Genomic DNA, 23,913 nt, shown 5'->3' with positions numbered 1-23,913 from the left:
CGTCAACGCCGGTGCGAACGCCGGGGGAAGCCTGTTCGCGGGGTATTTTACTGATTTCGAAACAGGCGGCAATTCGCCAGACGTGGGATTGGCCGTCTGGACAAGGGGCGGCGCGCCCCCCGCGCGTTACTTGCGCTTCTTTTCCAGCTCGTCCCAGCGTTCCAGCGCGATCAGCAGTTCCTCGTCGATCGCGGCATACCGTTCGGTCAGACGGGTGCCTTCCTGCGGGTCTTTCGCGAAGACCGAACCGTCTTCGAGCTGCGCGCCGATGGTTTTCTGCTCCGCTTCGAGCGCGGCGATTTTTTCCGGCAGCGCGTCGAGTTCGCGCTGATCCTTGAACGACAGCTTGGCGGCGCGCTGCGTATTGCGGCCCGCCGCGCTGTCTTTCGGCGCCGCCTTGACGGCTTCCTTCTGCGTGTCCTGCGCCGCCAGTTGCTGCGAGCGGTCGCGCTGGATCTGCCAATCCGTAAAGCCGCCGACATATTCGCGCCACTTGCCGCCGCCTTCGGACGCAATCACGGAGGTCGCGACGTTGTCGAGAAACGCGCGGTCGTGGCTGACCAGCAGCACCGTGCCGTCGTACTCGGTGAGCAGTTCCTCGAGCAGTTCGAGCGTGGGAATGTCGAGGTCGTTGGTCGGTTCGTCGAGCACCAGCACGTTGGCCGGTCGCGCGAACAGACGCGCGAGCAGCAGACGGTTGCGCTCGCCGCCCGACAGCGACTTGACCGGCGAACGCGCGCGCTCCGGCGCGAACAGGAAGTCGCCGAGATAGCTCATGACGTGCTTTTTCTGGCCGTTCACCTCGACCCATTCGCTGCCGGGGCTGATGGTGTCGGCGAGGCTTTTGTCCAGGTCGAGTTGCGCGCGCATCTGGTCGAAATACGCGACCTGCAGATTGGTGCCGACGCGCACCGTGCCTTCGTCCGGCGGCAATTCGCCGAGGATCATCTTGAGCAGCGTGGTCTTGCCCGCGCCGTTCGGACCGACGAAGCCGATCTTGTCGCCGCGCATCACCGTGGCCGTGAAGGTGTCGACCACCGTGCGCGAACCATAGCGCTTGGTGACGTCCGTCAATTCGGCGACGATCTTGCCGGATTTCTCGCCCTGGCCCACGTCGAGCTTGACGTTGCCTTGCACGTTGCGGCGCTCGGCGCGTTCGTTGCGCATCTGCACGAGCCGCGCGATCCGGCCGACGCTGCGCGTGCGGCGCGCCTCGACGCCCTTGCGAATCCACACTTCTTCCTGCGCGAGCAGCTTGTCGGCCTTGTCGTTTTCGACGCGCTCGATTTCCAGTTGCTGCGCCTTGCGCGTCTGGTACGCCGAGAAATTGCCGGGATACGACAGCAGCCGCCCGCGATCCAGTTCGACGATGCGCGTGGCGACGCGGTCGAGAAACGCGCGGTCGTGGGTGATGAAAAGCAGGCCCGCGCGCTGCGAGACCAGCAGATCCTCGAGCCAGCGGATGCCGTCGAAGTCGAGGTGGTTGGTCGGCTCGTCGAGCAGCAGCACGTCCGGCTGCACCACCAGCGCACGCGCCAACGCGACGCGTTTTTGCATGCCGCCCGACAGCGCGCCCACCCGCGCCTCGCCGTTCAGACCGATCTGCTGCAGCGTGGTGGCCACGCGCGTGCTCCAGTTCCAGGCGTCCGCCGTATCCAGCGACGATTGCAGCGTGTTCATGCGCGCCATCAGCGCGTCGTGTTGCGGGCCTTCGGGCTCGTCGGCGAGCTGATTGGCGACCGCGTCGTATTCGTCGAGCAGCGCGCGGGCGTGGGTGAGACCGGCGGCGACCGCTTCGAACACCGTGTCGTCCGTATCGAACTCCGGCTCCTGCGGGACGTAGACCGTGGTCTGATTCTGCTGGCGCGTGACGAGGCCGTCATCGGGTTTCATCAGATCGGCGACGATTTTCAGCAGCGACGATTTGCCCGCGCCGTTGCGGCCGATCAAGCCGACGCGCTCGCCCGCTTCGAGAGAGAAATCCGCGTGATCGAGCAACGCGACGTGACCGAACGCCAGTTGGGCCCCGGTAATGGTGTAAAGCGACATGGAGAATTGGAGAAGACAGCGATGAGTCGGAACTGCTCATTGTACCGGGCGCACGCTCTGGTGCCTGTATGCCGGAAGAGATAGGCCGAACGGCCGGCTTGCGGGGCGGATGCGGACCGATGCAACCGGCTGCATGCCGATGACGCGGATGGGAACGCGCGGCCGGACGGCGCTTGCTCGCGCGCCGGCCGCGTCCCGCGGCGGCTTACTTGACGTGCACCGTGATGGTCTTGCTCATGCCGGGGCCGTAAGAACGATGCGCGCCGTCGCCGAATTGCAGCGTCAGCGTGTGATCGCCCGGCGGCAGCGTCACGTCGGTCTCGGTTTGGCCCTTGCCGAAGTGCAGCGATTTGTCGTTGGCGGGAATGACCTCGCCCTTGGGCAGCGCCTTGCCGTCGATCAGCAGATGATGATGGCCGGTGCCTTCCGTCATCGTGCCGGCCGGCGCGATCTTCATGCCGTCGACGCCGAACACCACGTGTACGGGATTCGTGACGCTCGCGCCGTCCGCCGGTTGGACGAAAGACACGCCCTCCGCCTGCGCCACGCCCGATACGGCAAGCAACCCGGCCAACGCGAAACCGGCCAACCATTTGTTCTTCAACATCGTTTTTCTCCTTTTTTGCCAAACGAAATCATGCGCGGGCCATGCCGGCGACGATTGCTGGACCGCTCGCCCGGAGGTCGATCGTCGCAGTGCAGGCTGGGCGCCCGGCGCGCGCCGGCCGAAAGCTCGGCTGCGAGTCAGAGCATACACGGTGTGTGTGACCAGGGCCTTTCAGCCGGCTTGGGCGCATTGCCGCAATGCCGCATGGGCAAACAACGGCCCGGTTGACGAATTCCGGTAATATTGCGGGTCGCCGCCATGCCCAAAAAAGGGGCAGACTTGGCAGATCATTGCATTGAACCAAAGAAGAGTGCGTCGTGAGCGAAGTAATAGAAGTGACGGAATACAAAAGCTGGGTCTGCCTGATTTGCGGCTGGATCTACAACGAGGAAGAGGGTCTGCCCGAAGAAGGCATCGCGCCGGGTACGCGCTTCGCCGCGATTCCCGAGGATTGGCGCTGCCCGCTGTGCGACGTCGGGAAAGCAGAGTTCGCGGTGGTGGAATTCTGAGCCGGCTTGATTGAGGCGGCCGGACGCTGTGTTGTGTAGGCGTCGGCGTGGTTTGCACGGCCCGGGTGGCGATGCCCGCTGGGCCGTTTGTTTTGCGGAGCTGGCGTTCTTCGCAGCCAGCCTCCTGCGCTCGGGTGTTTGACATACTGTGCGCTCGCTGGCGACTTTGAGTCGCCGATCACTGCGGACCTTGTCCGACAACCGGATTGCGATGATTGTTTTGGTTTGGTCCTGCTCCCTGTAGTTCAGGGAGTGGAATGACAGGTGCGAGGCCCTGTCAGATAGAGATTGCTACCACTGCTGTGTAGCAAATCAAATCTGTAGCACGTAAAACTCCCTCCTTTTCGAGTGCCGGGGTCGACTATTCCGCGGTCATGGCTTGGGCGCTCGTCTGATGAGAATCGGCCATCTACGGCCATTGACAGGCGGACCGAAGCGGACGTTCGAGCGTCGCATGAACCCAGACAACTGTCATTCACATGTCGACCGCACCTCGCATCGTCGACCGGGCCTAAGCGGAAGATCGAGGAGGCACGGCTACGGCGCGGAATTCCTGCATATAAGCATTGCGGCAATCAAGGCAGGAATTCGGCAGCAGTCGTGGACGACAGCTCGCTTCGGGCTGCCGCAAGGACGGCAAGCGTAACGCCCGCTTCGGCGCCACGACGACCGCAATACCACCTCCCAGCCATCGTGGAACCGCCAATTGGGTCCCACAGCCGAGGCGGCAGGCTTGGTGGGACGACAGGCTAGAGATCAGTGTGTGCCATCGTGCTCGGAGGCTTGGACTATCGGATCTTCAACGTAGGCGCTTCCCATCATCATTCGGTAGTGCGCACTGTGATCCCACTTTTCAAAAATCGCGCGGAAGACGCGCAGGTAGTTCTCGACGGCGGGTTGATCCAGCGCAAAGCTGATGTCGTCGGGCGTGAAGTGTGAGCCGTCGTTCACCCAAGACACCAAAGAAGCGCAAGCGACCTTGTCCGCGCCGTCGAACCGATCCGGTAGTTCATGGAGTTCGACTCCTCCGAGGATTTTGAAATAGCTTTCCAAAATCCTGCGCAGTGTGTTCTGGATCGATAGGTTATTGCGATCGGGCTGCCGTACTTCGTTCCATAGCAAGTCATACGACGTCTTGATCGGATTCGTTGCGTGCTGAACGACTTGCGAGGCCTGCCCTGATTTTCGAACAACCCAAAACGTCTCGTCCACAGTCGGATTCTTCCTGTTGATGCCTCGGCGGAACGTGACCTCCTTGTGGAAGTGCGCGTTGTGCGTGAGCACGAAAACCTGTTTGATACGCGATTTGCCCGAACGCACCTCGTCGAAGATAGATTTGACCAAGCTCGCGACGATGAAAAGGATCTCGCTATCGAGACTCGACACGGGGTCGTCGAACACAACGATTCGATTGTCTGTAATGCCGGTGTCTGTGTTGCTTCCCTTAATCAAATGGTAAAAATACAGGAAGGTGACGAACGTGCGTTCGCCCTCGCTGAGAGTGTGTTTGGCATTCGCGCCGTTCCCCCGGTTGAGGGCGTAGTGTTCCCCGGTAGTCGCCCGCGCGAGCCTGAAACCGTGGAAGCCGAACTTGGCGAGCAGCCCGTTGATCTCGTCGATAGTGGGCTGGATACTCGTCGATGCCTTCTCTAGCTCGACGATCTCGGCCTCCTTGTCGCGCCGTTCGTCGATGGACTTCTTGATTTCTGCTTCCATCGACCCAATCGCCTTGTTGATGCTCGACTTCTCCTTTAGGTAAGCAGCGAGATCTTCCTTGAGTTCTACGTCGATCAAGTGGCGCCAAATCTGCGCGCTTAATGCTGTCTTCTCGCTCTTAATATTTGCGACGAGGGCGTTTCGCTTGCTAATCTCGTTGTTTGCGGCGCCGATCAGGTGGTCGATTGCTTCGACGGACGTTGAGATGCTTTCGAGTTCGAGCGACAGGCTCGGCTCCCGCTGCTTGTCTGCTAGTCGCTGCAAGTTGGTTTGCAACCGCGTTTCCAACGAAGCGACTTCCGCGCGCAGGCGAGGCTCGTCTATGAACTTAGACGGCTTCTCTAAGATCCCGCGCAAGCCGTTTATGTAAGCAGCCGCCTGGGCGGCGTATCCCGCGTTGAGATCGTTGATGGCTTTCGTTTCGGCAAGGTAACTCTCGTCGAAGTATTCGGCCAAGCTCGTCGCGAACGATGACTCGATCTCCTGCTGGCAGAAAGGGCAGACGGAATCATTGGCGTCGTAGAACGGCAGGCCTTGTTTTACCCAGTCGCTGTTTCCCAACTTCTTTATCATCGCGGCGATGTCGACATCCTGCTTGCCCATGACGCGCTTTTTCATCACGGTATTGGCTTGAAACGCGAGCAGTGCGACCCCAGAGACCGCCGACACCGTGGTCTCGGACGCAGGCTCGTCGCCAAAGACAGTCTCGGCTCTCTTCAGTAATTCTTCGAGCGGGGCCAACGTCGCCTTGTTGGTTTCACGTTCGTTCAGCAATCGGGTTTTGAACTTCTCTGCGGCGTCACGAACGCCCTGGAACGCCATGGCGAAGTTGCCATCGTGCTTGACTTTTTGCTTCCAGCACGTCTCCCGGAAAGACTTCTCCAAGGCCGCCAGCTTTCCCCGGAATCCGCCCGCACCGCCCGCACCGTCCGCTCCTTGCAGCGATTCGGTCCGCTCGATCACGCGTTTGGTCAGGGTCTCGACGGCAACCTTGGCATCGGCGAGCTTGGCGATAGAATCAACGTTCTCTTCGCCTAGCGTGAAGATGCCTTTGAGCTCTTTCGAGGCGTCGAAATTCGTCTCCACGAAATCTCGGTTGTAGACCAGCGCCTTCAACGGCACGCCGGTCTTCCAACCGACCGAGCATCGCTCATGCCCTGGGCTGCAAGCTATCGCGCGGGAGATAGTCGTCTTACCGGACCCATTGGAGCCGAAAACGAAGTTTATCGTCGAAAGCCCTACCATCGATTGCGGTGCCGTCGCGTAGGTCGCGACATCGGCGATATTGATCGATTCGATCATTGACTGTTTCCCTGCGACGGATGCCGTCGTCTCCATAGCCACGGTTTGCGGTCCCGATTATTCGATAATAACGGAACCATCCACGCCAACTTGAGCGTCTGCATCCACGCCGGGTGATCGGTATCCGGAATTTCGGATCTCCGTACCCGTTCGCGCCACATGAGAGCGGATTTTTACAGAGAACACTTGGCGACGCTGCGCGAGTGGCCGTAAAGGCCGGAAACGCGCTGGCGACCAACGAGCCCTGAGCGACGGCAGAACTTTGAAAGCTGCCGTTCGGCTAACGCGGCGTCAAACGACAGAAATGGGTCGAACCGAGCCGTTGAAAGTCACCTTGCCGGTTTTTCCCCGGCGGCGACAGTTCAATAGGGAGGAGTTGACGCACAAATTCATTAATTTGGTGTCGGTCCAGTGACGGAATAGGAGAGATGCCTACAGTCCGCATGCGCGCATATAAATTTTCACGCATTTAATCTTCATGTCAGCCCTCCTGTTTGTCATTGAACTTATCCTGCCGAAATCGCCGCATCGCCAGGTTCAGACCTGGCGCGCGGCTATCGCAGGATGGAGTTCGCACCACTGACATCGAGGCTGAACTTGTGCGTGTTATTACGAAAGAACTAACAGTTCCAGCGCAGCCGGGGTATTCGCGAGAGTCCCCGTCCACGAGAATTGCGTGCTGTTCCCTGAGCAATGGTATATCACCGTCGAATCCGCACCCTGTTGAGATGTCCGTAACACAAATCCTTGCTTTTCCGTCAGAGACTCTTGCACGTGGTCCGATATTAGTTTAATAACCAATGAGAATTCGCTTTTATCCTTAATTTGTGTAAATTCGTTGCAAATTTGATTGAATTTTGTTTGGTCCATTTCGTCCAATCCAAGAAATTTAGTTTGATCGCCAGCTTAAATCCGAAGAAGGCTCTTTTAAAATAATCCGACTGATTTTCTGAATTTAAAAGGGTCCGCCGTGCAATTTCTGTGACGCCAGGAATGAACCCCTTCGATTGCCGAGACTAGCGTATTCGCACAACAATATGAGCCTATTCGAGTTGATAACTTGCAAGTTGATGACAAGAGGTCTAGGAACTTTTGGCAAGGGTTCCCGCGCGGTTCACACCGTCGTCGAGCCTGATTTGTCTGACCGCCAGCAGGAACTCGAGACGAATCACCGCGAAGCGCGCGACCGTGTAGATATAGGCCAGGTTGCACGCCGTATGGTCGCGCTCCGGCGCCGCGAAGTTGCGTGCGCTCGCGCGATCATCGGCCGCGACCCTGTCGGCCTGCACCTGAATGGCCGGATATCGGCTCGCCAGAAAGCAGTCTAGCGGTGCTACAGGGACCGCGATCTAGCCTGCGCCGCTCGATCGCCTGCGGCCGCGCAGCACTGGAAATGATTGCTCTATTGAAGGTCGCGGGTGTCATCGACCTTTGTGATTTTCCAGGCATCCCCCTGTTTGCGGAGAAACACCAACACACTGACCTTGTCCGTCGATCCAAAGGTAACGGGCACGACCGCAACATCGTCGAGCATCACAGCGGGGCGCGTTGCGATATTGGCGGCCCAATCGTGCTCGTCGTAGTCCTGCACCTTGGTGAAATAGTCGCTATCGCCCGGCAGCCGATTATGGTGATAAGCGTTGCGCAGCTTGTCGGCCGTCGCTTTGGCTACGTACGTATAAATCCCTTTGTCCATCAACGGATAGACATCATTCGATTGCCGCTTGATGTACCAGGCGTAGAACGCTTTCGTGCTTGCATCAGGCGTGACGCTATCCGCGAGCGCGGCCTGCTGCAAAAACATTCCGCACACGAGCAGCCATACCGACACAGAGAATGTGAATATCTTCTTCATGGTGGGCCCTAGTTGTACCGGTAGGTCTTGTGTGGTGGCTGTGCCTGTCGATAGGCAGGCCCCGGATAGAAGCCTTGCGCACCGGAATGCGTTTGTTTGAAATCAGATACCCAGATCGAGCCGTCAAAAATTGCCATGTGCCCGGCGGGGTGTCCGGGCGCCGGTTGTATCACGACCACGTCGCCTTTCTGCGGCGATCCGGTTGTTTCCCGAAAGCCAACCGCTTGCAAAAGCGGGCCGTAGTCCTTGGCGAAGTGCGCGTGGTGCAGCGAGAGGCCGCCGGCTTCTATCGCCTTGCGCACGTACCTTGCACAGTTGCCGGTGCTGTGGGATTGCGCGTGATCGTCTGCGTAGCTAGCGGCGACGGATTTATCGAATGGCATTCTGTCTCCTGTGAGGAAAGGAAGCGCGGTGGAACGCTACCACACGAGAGGCGCTGAAATCGTCAGAAATGATTCGAAATCGGTCCGCGCCCGCGAAGTTATGCGGGCTGGATTACAGCAACGACAGCCGCCGCTTCGACCTTGATAATCAGGCCGCTTTCACCAGCTTCAACCGTCCTTTCTTCGTGACCTGAGCCGGGTCCAGATTGTGGTGTATCGCTTCAGATTGCGCCAGCCCTTGTGCCCGGTCACGGCGGCCACTTCTGGTCGATGCCGCTGCAGTATGTGGTGCTCGTTCGATTTCGGCACCTCTGCGCGCTTTGAATCGGCGCGCGCCTGTCGGTATTTCCTGACGAGTTCGCCCACGGTCACGGTGGCCGCGTCGACCGCGTTGTGCCCCTTGTCGATCTCGGCTTTTCTCTCCCGCACCCAAGCCTCCGCAGCGGATTCAGTTTTGAACGTTTTTGCTATACTCTGCCCTCGCTTGCGTACCTGGGCACGCCAGCGACTGCCCACCGGCAGGATCGAAGCCATGTGCTTAACCCGTTTGGAAACTGACGCAGTGCCAGATCATTTTCCGGTCTACAGGATCGACCTGCAGCAAAAAGTGTAGCGAAGACTGCTATAAACTGGGGTTCACAGGCTGTCGCGGCGCTTCATTTAGGAAGAAGCAGAAAAGCCGGAAAGCCCACGGGATAAGGCCGAAGCCAATAGCAGCAAGGCTACGGTTTTCGCATCGCCAATATCCATCTCCCTGTAGTTCAATGGATAGAACAAGTGCCTCCTAAGCGCTAGATACAGGTTCGATTCCTGTCAGGGGGACCAACGAAAGGCTTGGAAGCCTTTATTTAAACGGGTTCATAGTGATTTTGGCGTAAATTTGGCGTAATCGCGCCAACTCTTCGACGCCGGCCGACTGCTGATAACAATCGAAGTCGCCCGCCTCACGTACTGTTGATCCAGCAGTACCTGCGCCCTGCCAGACAAGGCTCTTAGCAATGAGTTACGCCATCTGCTACGCCTACTGATTTCCTGTCCGCCCGCTATCGGCCAGTTTCGGTCACTGGACGTCGGTATATAGATCGTTGACACCCATCGACAATGGGAATCAATCAGAGATCGTGTATGCGCATTCTTACGCATTGGCTTTCTCATCTACGAGGAAGCGGGTCGGCGACAACCGGCCATAAGCGGAAGCCCACGGTCGAACTGTCGCCCTGATCCCGCGTTGGATGGTGAGTGAGGGCTAGAAATTTTCCTTAATGGAATAGGCAATTCCCGCAAAGAAGTCGTCAATGTTGCTCGGCGCTTCCTGGGTAAATTTGCCTACGTTCCGGACTGCATCCACGATAAAACTGGAAATTTGGTCCCAAATCTCGTTAAAAGCGGGACCTAAGTTGTTTTCCATCAGGGAACAAATGGCATTCGCTTGGCTTGGGCTCAAGTTCTGCGCGAGTTCGACCGCCTTGTCATAAGTGGCGTTGATCGCGTCGGCAAGATCACTATGGGCACTTCCGCGAGTCGACCCCATCTTGTTCTCGAACTCGCTCGCGTTTTGATCGCTTTTAAATGCGTTAGTAGCGACTTTAATGCCGGTCTGGCTGTTATTTGCAGTTTTAGTTGCCCCAGAATTCCCTATCGCTTTGATTTGCTGGATCGCGTCGTCAAGCTCGTCGTCATTGGAAACGGGCAACGGCACGGACCGAAGACGCGAGTAGTCCTCGTGAAGACGTTGCGACGGAATGTAGTCCCCAAGATGATTTTCCTCTTCGCTCTCAGCGACGGCGTGGGGACTGGTGAGGCGTTTGAGCGAGTGTTCACGCATCTCGGCCATAATTTCCTTAAACAGAGCTCCATCTATTGTGGCGGCCATTTCCATCTCCATGAGTCAAGTTGCAACTTCCCCGACCGTCAAAAGACTATCGCATCGATCAACAGTAAGGCCCTATCTAAACCGACGGCATTAAATTATCAATAAGCTTTGTTCCACTCAATAGCTTAAGTAAGTGCCATTCGTAACAGATTTATTTTTTGCCTAAAATAAATCTGTCCCACTTTTCCCAAAGACTTCAAACAAAGGCCTTCAAGCTCTAATGTTGTACAAAGTAAATATTCAAGTTGACAGCTCCATTCGCAGTAGGAGTACAACCTGATGTCTGATTCGCGACAGATTGTGTTGCATGACCAGTGCCGTAGAGGAGATTGCTATCACCGTCGGTAATAACGGCACCAGGTGCCGTTGGAACCGTCGGCGTCTTAACTGTATCCATACCAATGATATTGTCTGGCCAGGACATGGCCGCAAGAGCCAAGCAGGCTGCCTCCGGCACAAAACTGATGACGATAGCTCCCGCTGTAGAATTCGTGGAGGGAACTGCATAAAAGCCGATTTGGCTGGTTGAGCCAAAGGGCGAAGTGAAAAATCCTGCGTTGAATTGTTCTTCTGTGAAGATGCCGAAACTATTGACGGCATCAGGTGTGAGCCCGTCAAAGTTCGGGTTGTTAGTGAACTGCTGGACGATGGCGGGAACCACTAAAGCAATTTCTTGTTGCGCTTTTGCAATCTGCCTTTTTTTCGAAACAACTCCATACAACATAATGACCGCAGCCACAACAATGATGAGGATGATCATCCAAAGGGATGTTTCAATCAGGGTGATACCGCGTTTAGATTGTTTTTTCTTGGGTTGCATCGAGCCTGACACTCCTTTCTGTGAAGTTCGGTAGAGTCCACAATCATTAGACTAATGCACGTTTTAAAAAAAATACAGAAAAAAAACACATGCGTGAAATAGGGTGAAGTTACGGAGCCTCAGCTCAGCGGTCCATTGACAGTAAATTAGACTCGATCCGCAGTAAGGTCATGCTGTTGTTAGCTCATGAGCGACCGCTTCCGGAAGTACTGAATGGCTCAATCGGGTCGCGTGCTGCCGATCGCAGAGTTGCGCGGTTCAGGTGCGCATGCCCTTTGCATGAGGCGGCACGCGGCCAGGAACCGCCGTTCGGCGCGCTCGGCCATCGGACGCTTGTGCGACTGCTTCGGACAACCGGCGGCTCGGATTCGACGGGCAGCAATATGCGCAGCATCCGCAAAGGTGTACCTTAGCCAAGCGCCTTTGATCAATCGAGCGTCCGGTCAACCTTGTGGGCGACCAGACGCTGACAACTTGCTTCAGTTTGGGTCGTCAACCACGGGCCCGAGGGAGTTTTTTAGACGTGCGTACACGGCTTGAGCCTTGACCGCCAACCCGGACTCATTCACGTTGGCTACCTTGCCAAGCATTCTGAATGAGGCTGATCTTCGGCCTTTCTTGAGTTCTGGGAATTCATCCTCGAGCGCGACTTGGACTTTCACTCTGTAATTATCTACGAGATTGAGGGGCCGATACTGAATGCCGACTGCGTACTTGTCTGGCCCGTGAACAGATTCTCGCATTTCCCATGCGACAACGCAGACCGGCCACGATGCAGCATCCGCGTCGACCAGTGGGTTCCACGCCTCGTCAAACAGCCAAAAATGCCTCTTTCCGTAGTCTGTTAAAAGCTTGCGATTTGGAAGATTCTCCTTGATGCGTCTTTCGATAAACGAAAGCTTTGCCTTTGAACCAAGGCGCTCGATCAATTGCGGATAGTGATTGGCGAAAATCCACTTTTCGCCCAAATCGCCATCCAATGTTTTTGGGGTGAGGTCACTCACATCGAGAGTCAATGCGCTCTCGAGATCCTCTATGACCGCCCTATATTCCATCGCTACGTCTGCGAGAACATCGTCGAGTTCCTCCTGCTCCGGCGGAACGTAGTCCGTTTGCTTCTGGCAGTATGCAATCACGAGCGCAGCGGATTGGTTTCCTCGTTTGAGCTGAAGCTCCGCGCGATCGGCGCCAGCCTCAAGCCATTGGTAATCGAGAAATGCCCACCGGTTACGCGGCGCGGATCGATTTTCGTCCTCCTCCCTGGCCCCGCCGTAGTTCCGATCCAGGACAATGTGCGCTGTTTTGTAACCTTTGAATGCCGGACGGGCGCGGAGCCCTGCTACCTCGTCGTAGTACGTCTCGAGCTGATCCGGGCCGAGTCGGGCACCGTGCTTGTTCTCAACAACAACTAGTAGTTGATTCACAGGGTCGATCATCAGCAGATCCAGCCGAGACTTGCTCGGCAACATATACTCTCGAATCGCGATCATCGAATGGAAGCCGGTTCGCGCAATCCTTCCCGGCGTCCAGACAGCGAAGAACTCTCTATTACATAGGACGTTATCGTAGGAATTCCCGTAAGCAGCAGTTAGGAAATCCTTCAGAATTGCATCGCCTTGCCCGTGTCCCTCTCGGGGATCAAACAACCATTTCAGTATTTCAGAATGTTGATTTTCGTTCGGTTCGATGATGTTGAAAATATCGTTCGACCGCTTTAATCCTTCCAGAGCCTTTCGCAGCCTCGGATCTGCTACAAACGCGTGAAACGTTTCGTCCATCAGAAATCCCCGTCGACCGTTAGTATTTTGCAACCTCAATTATTGTATCCGTCGGAGATATGGAGTTGTTGCCCTCCGTTGGAAGCAGCCATCCAACTTGCGTAGTGCGACCGGCCGTTGTGGGTCGCACCGAGCCGTTCAAGTTACTTTGCTGGGTATTTCCCTGCCGGCGATAGTTCAGGTGGAATGACAGGCGCAAGGCCTGTCAGACATGGATTGCTACCGTTGGTAGCAATCCTGTAGCAAACAAAAAAACCTCTTCTTAGCGTATGAGCCAACTGTTCGCAGCCCCAGTTCCGCGCGCCCCGTCCGGCGACAACCGGGCCAGTTTCACTCATTCGACAGCACGCTTCAAATTCGCGACTCTAGCGCGAAATATTGTCAGCAAGCGTGGCGTGGTGCCGACATTGGCAAGGAGAAGGCGACTCGCGTTGCCTTCTTACCGTGGACCCCAGCGTGTCTGTCGAGCAGACAGCCGGAGACGCTTCCTCGGGTCAGCGAGATCAAATAGCGCGGACTACGGCGATCTTGCCAATCAAAACCAGGTAGGAAATAGGCCAGAATATCAGCGTGCGGACTTTCGTCGAAAATACGTTCTGTAGCGTATTATAGACAGGATGGAACGTGATCAAATTTCGCAACACCGTACGGTTCAAAAAAATACCGCAGGCGAAGTAAACGACAAAGTAAACGATCGGTGCCTTAGTTGCGCCAGCGATCAACGCGCCAACAATCAACGCAACCACGGCTCCCACGTAAAAACCAAAAGCCTTACCAAGTGATATCAGTCCACTGGACCCCCGAACGGCGTCGTCGCTGGCGATACTCATCTTTTTGTTCCTCATAAAATTGGACAGATAATTTGGAATCGCCTTTAGTTCGGCGGCTCACGCCGAAAATATCGGCATATAAATGGAAAACTTTAGAGCGATATTCGGTTACCGCAGCGAAGCGGGTCAATTGACTCTTGATGGTTCTGGGACTTCGTTTTCCACGACGCCCGCGTGATCTTCCATCGCAAAGCGCCCGCATCTCCCGGCACTCCAAGAGCGTGCAAAGCGTTTAGCCGGGATGAGTGAGTATTTCCTAGACGGGCGGCGCTAACGGCAGCTGTCCGACGGTAGCGACAGGCTCTTTTGGGACGCCTTATGCCATACGCATCGGACGGCACGCGGCCACAATCTGCCGTTCAGCGAGCGGAGAAATCTGCCGTTGGAACAGCCGCAATATACTTCGGAACCTGACAGAGGACGTACCCATAAAATTCGGCCATTGCTGACATTGAGGCGGCTTGGGTTCTACGTCAGCACTGTGGTCGATTGCTGACGGTGAGGGAGACGAGCGGGCGGATGGCAGCTTCTACATCGACGAACTCGCACTCCCGACCCGAAGCGATTTCCCGAATGCGCAAATAGCAGCCATCGCCGGAAATCAACGGTAAGATATGGGCCAACGCCGAATCGGTCGAACCGACCCCAATAACAAATGAACCTTGCAGCCTTCTCCGTTTCAGACTATCGAAGCATAACCGGAACTAGCAAATTTCCTGTCGATGATTTGGTGTGTCCATTGGAAAGAACAACGAGGGCAAATCAAATGTTCTCCGGGTGCTAGCAGCATCGATGAAAATTCTGACCACACCCACAGTATACCCAAAGTGGGCTTTCGACCGCGAGACACGGATCAGCATTCTTGGCGAAGAGATTTTCCGATCGCTTCACAGCCGAGAAAGCGGGCGTTCGATTCGCGGTTTCGTCTTGAATTTTCGCTAACGAATACCGAAGCCGATGACTTCAAGAGCAGTACTAAAAGCAACCTCAACGGGACTTTGTCGGTTAAAGCGTGCGGAGCGTATCGGCGCGATACCAGCGAAGTTATGCTTGGATCGGTTTAACATGAAATGGGAATGCGCATGCCAACGACATGAACTCCCGGCTAAATACTGGCAGAGCCTGCGTAGCAAAGCGATAATGACTTCCCTCTAACTGCATTTTTTGGAATCACCGTATATGAGTCTTTCATTGCCCGCGACCGGAGAGCGGTTCTTGCCCGACCAGATGTCAGGCGAAATCGAGATTGAACATTGTCATCGCTACTTCGCCGCAGCGGAGCTGGTCGCTGGCCTGGATGTGTTGGACATTGCATCAGGTGAGGGATACGGTTCCGCGCATCTCGCGCTTGTGGCAAAGTCGGTGATAGGAGTCGATATTTCCGACGCCGCAGTTTCCTTCGCACAACGCAACTATGCGTCCGGACGTTCAAATCTGCGGTACGTACAGGGTTCGTGCGCGTCGATACCGGTGGCGGACGCTTCGGTAGATGCGGTGGTGAGCTTCGAGACAATCGAACATCACACGCAGCACGAAGAAATGATGAGGGAGATCAAAAGGGTACTGCGACCGGACGGCTTACTTATTATTTCGTCGCCAGATAAGCACGAATACTCGGACGTACCAGGGTACAGCAACCCCTATCATGTGCGGGAACTCTATAAAGAGGAATTTAGCGACCTGTTGATGCAGTGGTTCAGCCATGTGCGGCTTTATGGACAGCGCGTATATCATGGCTCGTCCATGTTCCCGCTTTCCAAGATCGATTCAGGCAGCGTAGTCGCCAGTAACTATCTGCTGGCCGGGTCTGACGGTAGCCGGACAACAAAGGCGCTGGTGCCACTGTACTTCGTCGCCGTGGCATCGGATCGCGCAGTCCTGCCTGACTACCCGGTGGGCGTCCTGGCCAGTACGCAAGAGGAGGAACGACTAGCGGCACTGACAGCAGAACACCAGAAGCAGGCAACCGAGCTCGGAGCCCTGCATGGACATATTGCGCACCTGCAGCGCGAGCTCGAGGCTGGGCAGACAAGGATTGACACATTGCTTGCGCAGGCTGAGCGCAATTCAACCGTCATCGCGGAGCTTTCGGCATACCCGGCGCGAGTGGAACGGCTCACGCGCGAGGTCGAACAGATGCGCAACGCCAGAGGGTACCTCGCGCACAGCGAGGCAAATTTCCGAGCGCGAGCGGAATGGCTCACGCGCGAGGTCGAACAGATGCGCAGCGCCAAAGCATCGCTTGAGGAACGCATGGAGCGCACCGAGGCGGCGGCCCTAGCGGAAAACGAAACATTGCGACGGGCCAATGCAGAGATTCTGCTGTCCACCTCATGGCGGATAACGCTTCCGCTGCGGGCCGCAAAGCGCCTGCTACGTTGGGCACGTCGTTCGGGGCAACGGCACGTTGTCTCGCGCAGCGTCGCCGACGTTCGCGCGACGGGCGCAGACGACGGGGTGTCCGCGCCGCATCTCGACGTTGCAGAGATGGGCGTGCATGGGAGCACCGATGCATTCGATGCCGCTTACTATCTGCGGTGCAATCCGGATGTTGCACGGAGCGGTGTTGACCCGTACATCCACTATATCAGCCATGGCAAGCAGGAAGGCCGCATTTGTGTCCCGCCAGAACTTGTGTTTAGCGACGGTGGGAGGACATTGGCAGTCGGACGGCAGACCGTACTCGTCGTGAGCCACGAAGCATCACGCACAGGCGCGCCGATTCTCGCATGGAACATTTGCAGGGAACTTGCACCTCGCTACAACGTCGTCGCACTGTTGCTCGGTTCAGGGGCGATTCGGCCTTTTTTTGAAGATGTCTGCCATGTCGTAGTAGGACCATACGACTATGCGGTGCGAACCCCCGCTGCGATCGACTCGATCATTGGTAGGCTCTGTGAGCGCTACGAGTTCGATTTCGCTCTTGTCAATAGCATCGAGTCGCGCTGTGTCGTCAAGCCACTTGCCGAACGCTTCGTGCCCGCTGTGCTGTTAGTCCATGAGTTTTTTGCGTACAGTCGCCCGCGGCACGAATTCGTGTCCGCACTGCGCTGGGCAGGCGGCGTGGTATTCCCAGCTGACGTCGTCAGGCAAAACGCCGCGACGCGCGAAACAGAGAAGGCTCTCCGTTTAACCAACGTGGTCCCGCAGGGGAAATCGCTCATTCCGGTTAGCCACGACACAGCGCTGGGCGACCCGTTCGCTGACCTTCAGGCGAAACTGCATCCAGCGAATGAAACTGGTCGGCCATTCATTGTTCTCGGCGCTGGCAGCGTGCAGTACCGCAAGGGTGTAGATCTGTTCATAGCAACTGCGGCGAAGCTCAAGCGGCTAGCTCCGGATGCGGATATCCTCATGCTGTGGATAGGGCACGGCTACGATCCAGAAAACGATCTGGCCTACTCTGCCTATCTGGCAGATGAGATCGATCGGGCGGGACTGGGCGACCGAGTCAGGATGCTGAAAGAGGTGGAGGATCTCGAATCAGCCTATGCCCTTGCGCATACCTTTTACCTTTCATCGCGCCTAGATCCGCTACCTAATGTAGCAATCGACTCCATGACGCTTGGGATGCCGCTCGTCTGTTTTGCAGAAGCCACGGGCGCCGCCGAGGTACTCGCGAAAGACCCTACCACCGCGCCGTGTGTTGTGCCATTTTTAGATACCGACGCGGCTGCGAGGCGGATTCTTGATCTGTATCATTCACCGGTCCAATTGACTGAGACTGGGCGCGCAGTCGGACGTTTGGCGCGATCTACCTTCGACATGCAGTCCTATGTGTCAAAACTGACCGCCATTGCGCAAGACACCCGCGCGCTCATGTGTCAGGAGAAGGAAGATTGTGAAACGCTCGAGGCAACAGACGACTTCTGCGAAGAGTTCTTTGTTGATCCTTCGAGCCCCTTGACCACGCGTACAGAGGCAATTCGGTCGTTCGTCAGGGCATGCTCAGCTCGGCTGTGTATCCGCAAACCCGCCCCGGGTTTCAACACCAGCATGTACGCGACACTTTGTGACACGGGGATGCAAAATCCGTTTGCACACTTCGTCCGTGCCGGCAAACCCACCGGTCCTTGGCTTGAACACACACTTACGCTGGGGGACGTCGGGCTAAAAGGCGTTGGCAAACAGACTTTACGCGCCGCATTGCACATCCATGTGTTCTATCCGGACGCCCTGCAGAACCTCGTTGAGCGACTTGCGGCGAACCAGTTCGCTTGTGATCTGTTCATCAGCGTGCCGAATGAAGTTGTCGCAGCGGAAGTTAGCGCCTCAATTTGTGCTGTCGCACGCGGGCAGGTCGACGTCCGTGTGGTTCCGAACCGGGGCCGCGATATCGGCCCATTCCTCACCGAATTTCGCGAATCCTTCTCGGGCTACGACGTGATAGGACACGTGCACACAAAGAAGAGTGTCGATTTGAACGACCCAGCGCTCGCTCAACGGTGGTCAGGGTTCGTCCTCGAAAACCTCATCGGCGGACACTACGCAGCAGCCGACGAGATTCTGGCGCATTTTGGCAAGCAGCCGAGGTTGGGCATTGTATACGCTGACGATCCGCATCTGCAGGGGTGGTCGGACAACCAGTCGTTTGGGCAGGCCCTGGCCGATCGCATGGGCATCAGTTCCCTGCCGCAGGGCGACTTCAGCTTTCCAGTCGGGACCATGTTTTGGGCGAGACCCGAGGCGCTGCAGCCTCTATTTGACCTCGCGCTTGACTGGGGCGCATACCCCGAAGAGCCGCTTCCGTATGATGGCTCGATGCTGCACGCCATTGAGCGACTTCTGCCCTTCGTGGCGGAGAAGCAAGGTTACTTCCGCGCCGTGACCCATGTCCGCGGCGCCACGCGCTAGTTAGGGGATGCAGACGATGAGAAAAATGGACGATCTGTCGCAGTCGGGTGCCGAGATCGCCGTGTTGGGCGGCGACGGCTTTCTCGGCACACATCTGGTAAATGCACTGCTCAGCCGAGGCGCGAGGTTGCGCGTATACGGTCGGAACCCCCGCGAGCGGTATCGAAACGGAACAGTAGTTGCGGTGCGTGGCAATTTCGCGAATGGGTCGGCGTTGGAAGAGGCGGTGGACGGCGCCAGCCTCGTCTATCACCTCGTGAGTTCCACCATACCAAGTACGTCCAATGCCGATCCTGTCGCAGATGTTCAGAGCAACCTGATCGGCAGTCTTCATTTGCTGGAAACGATGAAGCGGTGCGGGGTTAATCGCATCGTTTACGCGTCTTCAGGCGGTACCGTGTACGGCAATCCGCGCAATCTGCCCGTCGCCGAAGATCATTCCCTTGATCCGCTGTGCTCCTATGGCATCGTCAAGGTAGCGGTGGAGAAATATCTGAATATGTTCTCGTGCGTGGACGGGATAACCGCAACGGTGCTTCGGCTATCGAACCCCTACGGGCCGTTGCAGCGCGCGCACGGTGCGCAGGGCGTGATTTCCGTGTTCGCGCACAAGATTCTTGCTGGTCAGAACATCGAGGTTTGGGGTGACGGCACGACGGTTCGCGACTACATCTACATCGATGATGTGATCGATGCGATGGTCCGCGCTGCGCATGCGACGCATTCGGGCGTATACAACATCGGTAGCGGTGTCGGCCACTCGCTGAACCGGATCTTGGAAATCCTAGCGGATGTGATGGGTAAGAAAGCCAATGTTCGGTATTTGCCCAAACGGTCGTTCGACGTCCGCGAGATCGTGCTGGATGTACGTCGTGCTAGAGCCGAGCTTGGTTGGCAGCCTGAGACGTCGCTCGAGGAAGGAATCCGCCGATACTGCTCCACTGTAGCGGACCAAATCCAAACTGCCGTGCGCTTGGCGAATGCCCCCATCGCATGACGACTTCGAGCGCCACGTCGAAAGCGATGAGCCGCCGAGGTGTTTGGGCATAAAAAACCGTATGACGGCACGCGCGAACCTAAAGTAAATATTGCTAAACTCGCAGTTTTTGGACACGACATGTCATCTGGATTAACAAACATCGCACACGCTGGCCGCGGGCGGACGATTTTGACTGTTCTCGGTGCGCGGAGCGGGACCTCCGCGCTGGCTGGAACGCTCGGCATTCTCGGCTGCGCCCTCCCGAAAACTTTAATGCCTGCCAACTGGGCTAACACCAAAGGTTACTTCGAGCCTGAAGACATTGCGGCGTTGCATGATCAAATCCTCGCATCGGTAGGCAGCACATGGAGCGACTGGCGCGAATTTCCAAGCGGATGGTTCGGGTCTAAAGATGCGGAGCGACGCCGAGATGATCTCGCTTCAGTGTTTTTGCAGAACTACGGTGAGGCTGCGCTCGCGGTTCTCAAAGAGCCTCGGATGTGCCGGATGCTTCCATTGTGGGATCGAGTCTACAAAAAACTTGAGGCAAACCCCGTGTTTTGCTTTATTGACAGAAATCCGCTTGAGGTCGCCGCTTCGCTTCAGGCTCGCGATGGTTCATCGATGGAACAAGGGCTTCTGTACTATATCCGCAATCATCTAGATGCAGAGTTGGCAACGCGATCTGCAGTGCGAGTGTTCGTTTCTTACGATGCGCTCCTAACGGATTGGCGCACGACGATCAAATTCGTAAGCGAGGTGCTGGGCGTCACTTTTCAAACGTCCGAGAAGCAATGCTCAGAGGTCGACTCGTTTCTAGAGCGTGATCTTAGGCATCAAAGGCACGATTTTTCGAGGCTTACTGAAGACGCCGTACACGATATGGCGGCCGCAGTTCATGAGGCTTTTACTCAACTATCTCACGACCGATTCGATTCGCATGCCACGAACCGTCTCGACGAGCTACGCGCAGCGTTCAATGCGCGGCAAAGCTAAATTTTCAAATTAGGGGTATTTGTGGCTGCCCGATCGCTATGCAAGGCGAAAGCGCTGCTAGAGTCCTCGAAGAACGCTCAGAGATGGTCTCTGCCAATGCATGCATCGACGTCAGATACAAAAAGCGTATCAGCCTTGTTGCCTGGGCGCTTTCTTCGTGTCCGCGAGGATTGCTGCTAGCGGCCCGAAAATGACCTGGATTCCCCTCGTCGGGAAAATTCATTCCCTGACAAATCAGTAGTTACTCGAACCCGAGAGTAAAAGTTGAAACTAGATGACATGCTGAAGGAATTGGGAACAGTGACGATTCGTTATACGGCCGGGATGTTCCGAGCGGATAGCGACTGCTCCCTCGCGCGCGGCGAACCGGAATGCAGTGCAACCGTCGAGGGAGCAGTCCGGAATGCGCTACTTCTGAAACGGCAAGACAAGGCCGGCCCATTCATGAATTATGCAACTGCCATTCCATTCCGTTACTTCTCGAGCGAGGCGGAAATTGGCGAGATTCCAACGGCCGGCCAGGATTCGTATTGATTCGGATATAACGGCGCCGCGTTGCACGAATGAACCCCTCAATCAACCGGCTACGTGCTCGTGTTGAACGCTGGACGAGGGTTCCTGTTATCGCCAACGCTAGAAAAGCCCTGCCGGTTGTGCCGCATCATCCCAACTGAAAATAATCACCTCCTTGCGCACAGCTTCGCGCCCTCCACCGCCCACGGTGTACCTGATATCGACCGTCTCGATGTGAAAACCCTCGAACGCCCAGCGGATGTCCGGATGATCGTTGAGGCTGACGATCGCCTTGCCTTTCAGCGACCGCAGACGGGCCGCCATCTCCACGTATTCGGAGTACGGAAACGGCACGCCATAGCCTTCCGTCTCCCAGTACGGCGGATCCAGATAGAACAGCGTATGAGGCCGGTCGTACTTGTCGATACACGTCTTCCAGTCGAGCCGCTCGACGAACGTGTTTGACAGGCGCAGGTGCGCGGCCGACAACGTCTCCTCGAGCCGCAGCAGGTTCAGCCCCGGCGGCGTAGTGGTTGCCGTGCCGAACGACTGCCCTTCGATCTTGCCGCCGAAACAGTTCTGCTGCAGATAGTAGAAGCGGGCCGCCCGCTGGATATCGGTGAGCGTTTCCGGGATCGTGTCCTGTAGCCATCTGAACACCTGCCTGCTGGTAAGCGCCCACTTAAATTGCCGCACGAACTCCTCGAGATGATGCTGCACGACACGATAGAGGTTCACCAGTTCGCCGTTGATGTCGTTGATCACCTCGACCTTCGCCGGCGGTCGCATGAAATACAGCGCGGCCCCGCCCGCGAAGACCTCGACGTAGCAATCGTGCTCGGGAAACCGCGGAATGAGATGGTCCGCGAGGCGGCGCTTGCCGCCGATCCATGGAACGATAGGATTTGCCATATCTGGAATTGCCTTTTCTTTTTTAAGTTAGAATTCGGCCCGCCTACCGGTAGGTGTCAGGGCCCTGGCTAATTCACTGGCTGCTTCAGTGGAAAGGTGGCGTCGGGAATGCGCGAACATGCCTGACGTCGCCCTGTCTTCTCCCGCGCGGTGATGCGCGGTCCAAGTGACTTTGGCCGCCCGCGATGGACGGCTACATGAGTGGTGTGCTGTGGAGAAGGCGACCTATCGTGCTTCGCCCTCGCCGGGCAGTTGCGCCCGCGAGACCACCGTGTCCGGCGACACCGCGAACTGCGTAATCGCCGCAGCCTGCCTGTCCGCGCGCGACGACGACCCGAAGAAATACTCCTTCGAGCCGAGCACCATCGCAATCAGAATGCCGAACAGCGTATCGAGTGCGCGCATCACGCCGTCGTCAAGCCGGATCTGCCTGGCCGCAAGCATGAATTCCAGCCCGATCACCGCGAACAGCGCGACCGTATACATATAGGCCAGGTTGCGCGCCGTATGATCGTGCTCCGCCACCGCAAAGTCGCGTGCGCTCGCGCGATCGTCAGCCGCCACCCGGTCGGCCTGCACCTGGACGCCCGCCATGTTCTCCGCATGCGTGAACCCCGCCTGCCGCATCTTCAGCGCGAAATCATCGTCGGCCTGCTTCAGCGCCAGTAACTGCTCGGGCGTCATCTGCTGTCCGGTCAGTGCCACCTTGACCGCGTCAACCGAACCATCGGCCAGACCAAGCTTGCCGGCGATCGCCGAGGCGGCCATCGCGGCAATGCCCGGCACCCCGCCCGTCAATGCCGTGACGAGCCACGGCGCGACCGTTTTCAGGACATCCATCATGCGCTCACCCCCAATGCACGATTGAGCTGCCAGCCGTATTCGAACGTCTCGTTCTCGACGCGCTTTTCGGCACACTCGATGTAATAGACAGACTGCTGCGCGCCCACCATGCCCAGCAGCACCCGGTGGCCGTCCGCGCCGCGCGCGGCGAGGAAGGCTTTCAGCGCCGCCATCGTCATGGCGCCGATGCCACCGTCGACGGCGATATCGGCAAACGCGCGCTGGTTCTGGTTCAGCACGTTCAGCGCACGCTGCAGGAAGCGCACGCCGGTCGCCGGCCCGGCGTTCACGCCGATGTCGAACAGCTTCTCCGCGAGCGCGGGCGAGACCGCGTCGACGAGATCAAACTTCGGCTGCTTCCAGTAGCGGCTGCGATAGATCTGCGCGGCGGTCGCGCGCGGCATGTCGCGCATCGGGCCGGCATAGCCGACCGCGCGCGCGACCGCAGCGGTGACGCCCCACATCGTCTCGCCGCCGGCGTCAAGCGCGTTGTTCGAGTAGCCGCCCTCGCGGCCGATCAGCGCATCGATTTTTTGGTCAAGTGTCATTGTTTCGTTCCCTGTCTGGTTTCCCGCGTCATGGTCTGCTCCAGCACCTCGAGGCGCTGCTGCTGCAAGCGGTTGAGGATGTCGCCTTCGTTGATATGGGTGAACACCCACACGATCGAGCCGACGAGGAAGGTCTGGACGATGCCGAGCACGATCCCGAGCACCCACATCGCGCCCCGCGCCGTGTTCTTCATCGCCGCCACCCGGTCGTCGACGCCGCCGATCTGCGCCTCGAGCGCATCGCGTTCCTTCTTCCCCTCATCCACACGCGCCCACAGCAGCTCGATGTCCTTGCGCGCGTTCTGGTTGTGGATCGACATCTGCGCGAGCGCACGGTCGAGCGCGGCGACTGGCTGCACCGATGTCTTGATGTCCTCGAGGCTTGCCGCGACGCTGCGCAGCTGCTCGCCGAAACGCGCGATCTGCACCGCCAGATCGTTGTTGTGCTGTTCACCCATCGGGCCGTCCGTTCAATAGAAAAACCGCCTCGCGTCCCCTATGCGGGCGCGGGCGGTTTGTGGTGATGCTGCGGTTATCTTCCGTCGA

20 protein-coding genes and 1 tRNA gene are annotated in these 23,913 nt (G+C 57.3%); 6 read left to right on the top strand and 15 right to left on the bottom strand.

Annotated elements, in window-relative coordinates:
• Positions 1-126: 126 nt before the first annotated feature.
• Positions 127-2,049 (bottom strand): ATP-binding cassette domain-containing protein, encoded by a 1,923-nt coding sequence (locus tag CUJ90_RS04565; protein ID WP_073429476.1) that lies wholly within the window; start codon positions 2,047-2,049, stop codon positions 127-129.
• 205 nt (positions 2,050-2,254) lie between these two features.
• On the bottom strand, positions 2,255-2,656 hold the full coding sequence (locus CUJ90_RS04560) for a DUF4399 domain-containing protein (RefSeq protein WP_073429475.1): 402 nt from the start codon (positions 2,654-2,656) through the stop codon (positions 2,255-2,257).
• 317 nt (positions 2,657-2,973) lie between these two features.
• On the opposite strand from CUJ90_RS04560, the gene CUJ90_RS04555 reads away from it, so the two are divergent.
• Positions 2,974-3,165: a rubredoxin gene (locus CUJ90_RS04555; RefSeq protein ID WP_007175738.1), complete on the top strand. Its 192-nt coding sequence runs from the start codon at positions 2,974-2,976 to the stop codon at positions 3,163-3,165.
• A gap of 756 nt (positions 3,166-3,921) precedes the next feature.
• Here CUJ90_RS04555 and CUJ90_RS04550 read toward each other — a convergent pair.
• The 5 genes from CUJ90_RS04550 to CUJ90_RS04530 form a co-directional block, all read right to left on the bottom strand.
• Positions 3,922-6,183: an AAA family ATPase gene (locus CUJ90_RS04550; RefSeq protein ID WP_114163435.1), complete on the bottom strand. Its 2,262-nt coding sequence runs from the start codon at positions 6,181-6,183 to the stop codon at positions 3,922-3,924.
• A 1,082-nt stretch (positions 6,184-7,265) separates the two neighbouring features.
• Entirely contained in the window at positions 7,266-7,472 is a 207-nt protein-coding gene (locus CUJ90_RS04545) for a hypothetical protein (RefSeq protein WP_244219972.1), read from the bottom strand.
• 113 nt (positions 7,473-7,585) lie between these two features.
• Positions 7,586-8,038: a DUF3828 domain-containing protein gene (locus CUJ90_RS04540; RefSeq protein ID WP_073429470.1), complete on the bottom strand. Its 453-nt coding sequence runs from the start codon at positions 8,036-8,038 to the stop codon at positions 7,586-7,588.
• Positions 8,039-8,046: 8 nt separating this feature from the next.
• A complete protein-coding gene (locus CUJ90_RS04535; protein ID WP_114162078.1) occupies positions 8,047-8,421 on the bottom strand; it encodes a CHAP domain-containing protein in 375 nt (124 codons plus the stop codon).
• Between the two features lie 168 nt (positions 8,422-8,589).
• On the bottom strand, positions 8,590-8,955 hold the full coding sequence (locus CUJ90_RS04530; RefSeq protein WP_208645236.1) for a hypothetical protein: 366 nt from the start codon (positions 8,953-8,955) through the stop codon (positions 8,590-8,592).
• A 216-nt stretch (positions 8,956-9,171) separates the two neighbouring features.
• Between CUJ90_RS04530 and CUJ90_RS04525 the strand changes: the two genes are divergently transcribed.
• Positions 9,172-9,246, top strand: a tRNA-Arg gene (locus CUJ90_RS04525).
• A 421-nt stretch (positions 9,247-9,667) separates the two neighbouring features.
• On the opposite strand, the gene CUJ90_RS04520 is transcribed toward CUJ90_RS04525, so the two are convergent.
• The 4 genes from CUJ90_RS04520 to CUJ90_RS04510 form a co-directional block, all read right to left on the bottom strand.
• Positions 9,668-10,294, bottom strand: coding sequence for a hypothetical protein (locus CUJ90_RS04520; RefSeq protein ID WP_083085313.1), 627 nt, complete (start codon positions 10,292-10,294; stop codon positions 9,668-9,670).
• Positions 10,295-10,511: 217 nt separating this feature from the next.
• The gene (locus tag CUJ90_RS32305; RefSeq protein ID WP_143326675.1) at positions 10,512-11,114 is read right to left on the bottom strand and encodes a type II secretion system protein; all 603 of its coding nucleotides are present in this window, start codon (positions 11,112-11,114) and stop codon (positions 10,512-10,514) included.
• Between the two features lie 479 nt (positions 11,115-11,593).
• Positions 11,594-12,892, bottom strand: coding sequence for a PDDEXK-like family protein (locus CUJ90_RS04515; protein ID WP_083085314.1), 1,299 nt, complete (start codon positions 12,890-12,892; stop codon positions 11,594-11,596).
• Between the two features lie 503 nt (positions 12,893-13,395).
• Positions 13,396-13,722, bottom strand: coding sequence for a hypothetical protein (locus tag CUJ90_RS04510; RefSeq protein WP_083085567.1), 327 nt, complete (start codon positions 13,720-13,722; stop codon positions 13,396-13,398).
• Between the two features lie 1,215 nt (positions 13,723-14,937).
• On the opposite strand from CUJ90_RS04510, the gene CUJ90_RS04505 reads away from it, so the two are divergent.
• The 4 genes from CUJ90_RS04505 (at position 14,938) to CUJ90_RS04490 (ending at position 21,085) form a co-directional block, all read left to right on the top strand.
• On the top strand, positions 14,938-18,576 hold the full coding sequence (locus tag CUJ90_RS04505; protein ID WP_244219971.1) for a rhamnan synthesis F family protein: 3,639 nt from the start codon (positions 14,938-14,940) through the stop codon (positions 18,574-18,576).
• 25 nt (positions 18,577-18,601) lie between these two features.
• Complete coding sequence (locus CUJ90_RS04500) at positions 18,602-19,573, top strand: NAD-dependent epimerase/dehydratase family protein (RefSeq protein ID WP_083085569.1); 972 nt, start codon at positions 18,602-18,604, stop codon at positions 19,571-19,573.
• Between the two features lie 39 nt (positions 19,574-19,612).
• Positions 19,613-20,551: a sulfotransferase family protein gene (locus CUJ90_RS04495; protein ID WP_143326676.1), complete on the top strand. Its 939-nt coding sequence runs from the start codon at positions 19,613-19,615 to the stop codon at positions 20,549-20,551.
• A gap of 264 nt (positions 20,552-20,815) precedes the next feature.
• A complete protein-coding gene (locus CUJ90_RS04490; protein WP_143326677.1) occupies positions 20,816-21,085 on the top strand; it encodes a hypothetical protein in 270 nt (89 codons plus the stop codon).
• A 99-nt stretch (positions 21,086-21,184) separates the two neighbouring features.
• Here the strand turns inward: CUJ90_RS04490 and CUJ90_RS04485 are convergent, their stop codons facing one another.
• The 4 genes from CUJ90_RS04485 to CUJ90_RS04470 form a co-directional block, all read right to left on the bottom strand.
• Entirely contained in the window at positions 21,185-21,976 is a 792-nt protein-coding gene (locus CUJ90_RS04485; protein WP_083085321.1) for a DNA adenine methylase, read from the bottom strand.
• Between the two features lie 225 nt (positions 21,977-22,201).
• Positions 22,202-22,819, bottom strand: a complete 618-nt coding sequence (locus tag CUJ90_RS04480) for a hypothetical protein (RefSeq protein ID WP_114162077.1) — start codon at positions 22,817-22,819, stop codon at positions 22,202-22,204.
• Positions 22,816-23,367 carry a glycoside hydrolase family 108 protein gene (locus CUJ90_RS04475; RefSeq protein WP_114162076.1) on the bottom strand — a complete coding sequence of 184 codons (552 nt, stop codon included), beginning with the start codon at positions 23,365-23,367 and terminating at the stop codon, positions 22,816-22,818. Before CUJ90_RS04475 ends, CUJ90_RS04480 begins: the two co-directional genes overlap by 4 nt.
• Positions 23,364-23,825 (bottom strand): hypothetical protein, encoded by a 462-nt coding sequence (locus CUJ90_RS04470; protein WP_073429456.1) that lies wholly within the window; start codon positions 23,823-23,825, stop codon positions 23,364-23,366. The genes CUJ90_RS04475 and CUJ90_RS04470 overlap by 4 nt, the downstream gene beginning before the upstream one ends.
• Positions 23,826-23,913 lie beyond the last annotated feature (88 nt).

The organism is Paraburkholderia terricola, assembly GCF_003330825.1.
In the GTDB taxonomy this organism is placed as follows: domain Bacteria; phylum Pseudomonadota; class Gammaproteobacteria; order Burkholderiales; family Burkholderiaceae; genus Paraburkholderia; species Paraburkholderia terricola.
Note: the sequence above shows the minus strand (reverse complement) of the source record. Positions and strands in the feature narration are given on the sequence as shown.

Coding starts and splice junctions, on each gene's coding strand:
- CUJ90_RS04565 (WP_073429476.1), bottom strand. CDS start 2,049: ATGTCGCTTTACACCATTACCGGGGCCCAACTGGCGTTCGGTCACGTC.
- CUJ90_RS04560 (WP_073429475.1), bottom strand. CDS start 2,656: ATGTTGAAGAACAAATGGTTGGCCGGTTTCGCGTTGGCCGGGTTGCTT.
- CUJ90_RS04550 (WP_114163435.1), bottom strand. CDS start 6,183: ATGATCGAATCGATCAATATCGCCGATGTCGCGACCTACGCGACGGCA.
- CUJ90_RS04540 (WP_073429470.1), bottom strand. CDS start 8,038: ATGAAGAAGATATTCACATTCTCTGTGTCGGTATGGCTGCTCGTGTGC.
- CUJ90_RS04535 (WP_114162078.1), bottom strand. CDS start 8,421: ATGCCATTCGATAAATCCGTCGCCGCTAGCTACGCAGACGATCACGCG.
- CUJ90_RS04530 (WP_208645236.1), bottom strand. CDS start 8,955: ATGGCTTCGATCCTGCCGGTGGGCAGTCGCTGGCGTGCCCAGGTACGC.
- CUJ90_RS04520 (WP_083085313.1), bottom strand. CDS start 10,294: ATGGCCGCCACAATAGATGGAGCTCTGTTTAAGGAAATTATGGCCGAG.
- CUJ90_RS32305 (WP_143326675.1), bottom strand. CDS start 11,114: ATGCAACCCAAGAAAAAACAATCTAAACGCGGTATCACCCTGATTGAA.
- CUJ90_RS04515 (WP_083085314.1), bottom strand. CDS start 12,892: ATGGACGAAACGTTTCACGCGTTTGTAGCAGATCCGAGGCTGCGAAAG.
- CUJ90_RS04510 (WP_083085567.1), bottom strand. CDS start 13,722: ATGAGTATCGCCAGCGACGACGCCGTTCGGGGGTCCAGTGGACTGATA.
- CUJ90_RS04500 (WP_083085569.1), top strand. CDS start 18,602: ATGGACGATCTGTCGCAGTCGGGTGCCGAGATCGCCGTGTTGGGCGGC.
- CUJ90_RS04485 (WP_083085321.1), bottom strand. CDS start 21,976: ATGGCAAATCCTATCGTTCCATGGATCGGCGGCAAGCGCCGCCTCGCG.
- CUJ90_RS04480 (WP_114162077.1), bottom strand. CDS start 22,819: ATGATGGATGTCCTGAAAACGGTCGCGCCGTGGCTCGTCACGGCATTG.
- CUJ90_RS04475 (WP_114162076.1), bottom strand. CDS start 23,367: ATGACACTTGACCAAAAAATCGATGCGCTGATCGGCCGCGAGGGCGGC.
- CUJ90_RS04470 (WP_073429456.1), bottom strand. CDS start 23,825: ATGGGTGAACAGCACAACAACGATCTGGCGGTGCAGATCGCGCGTTTC.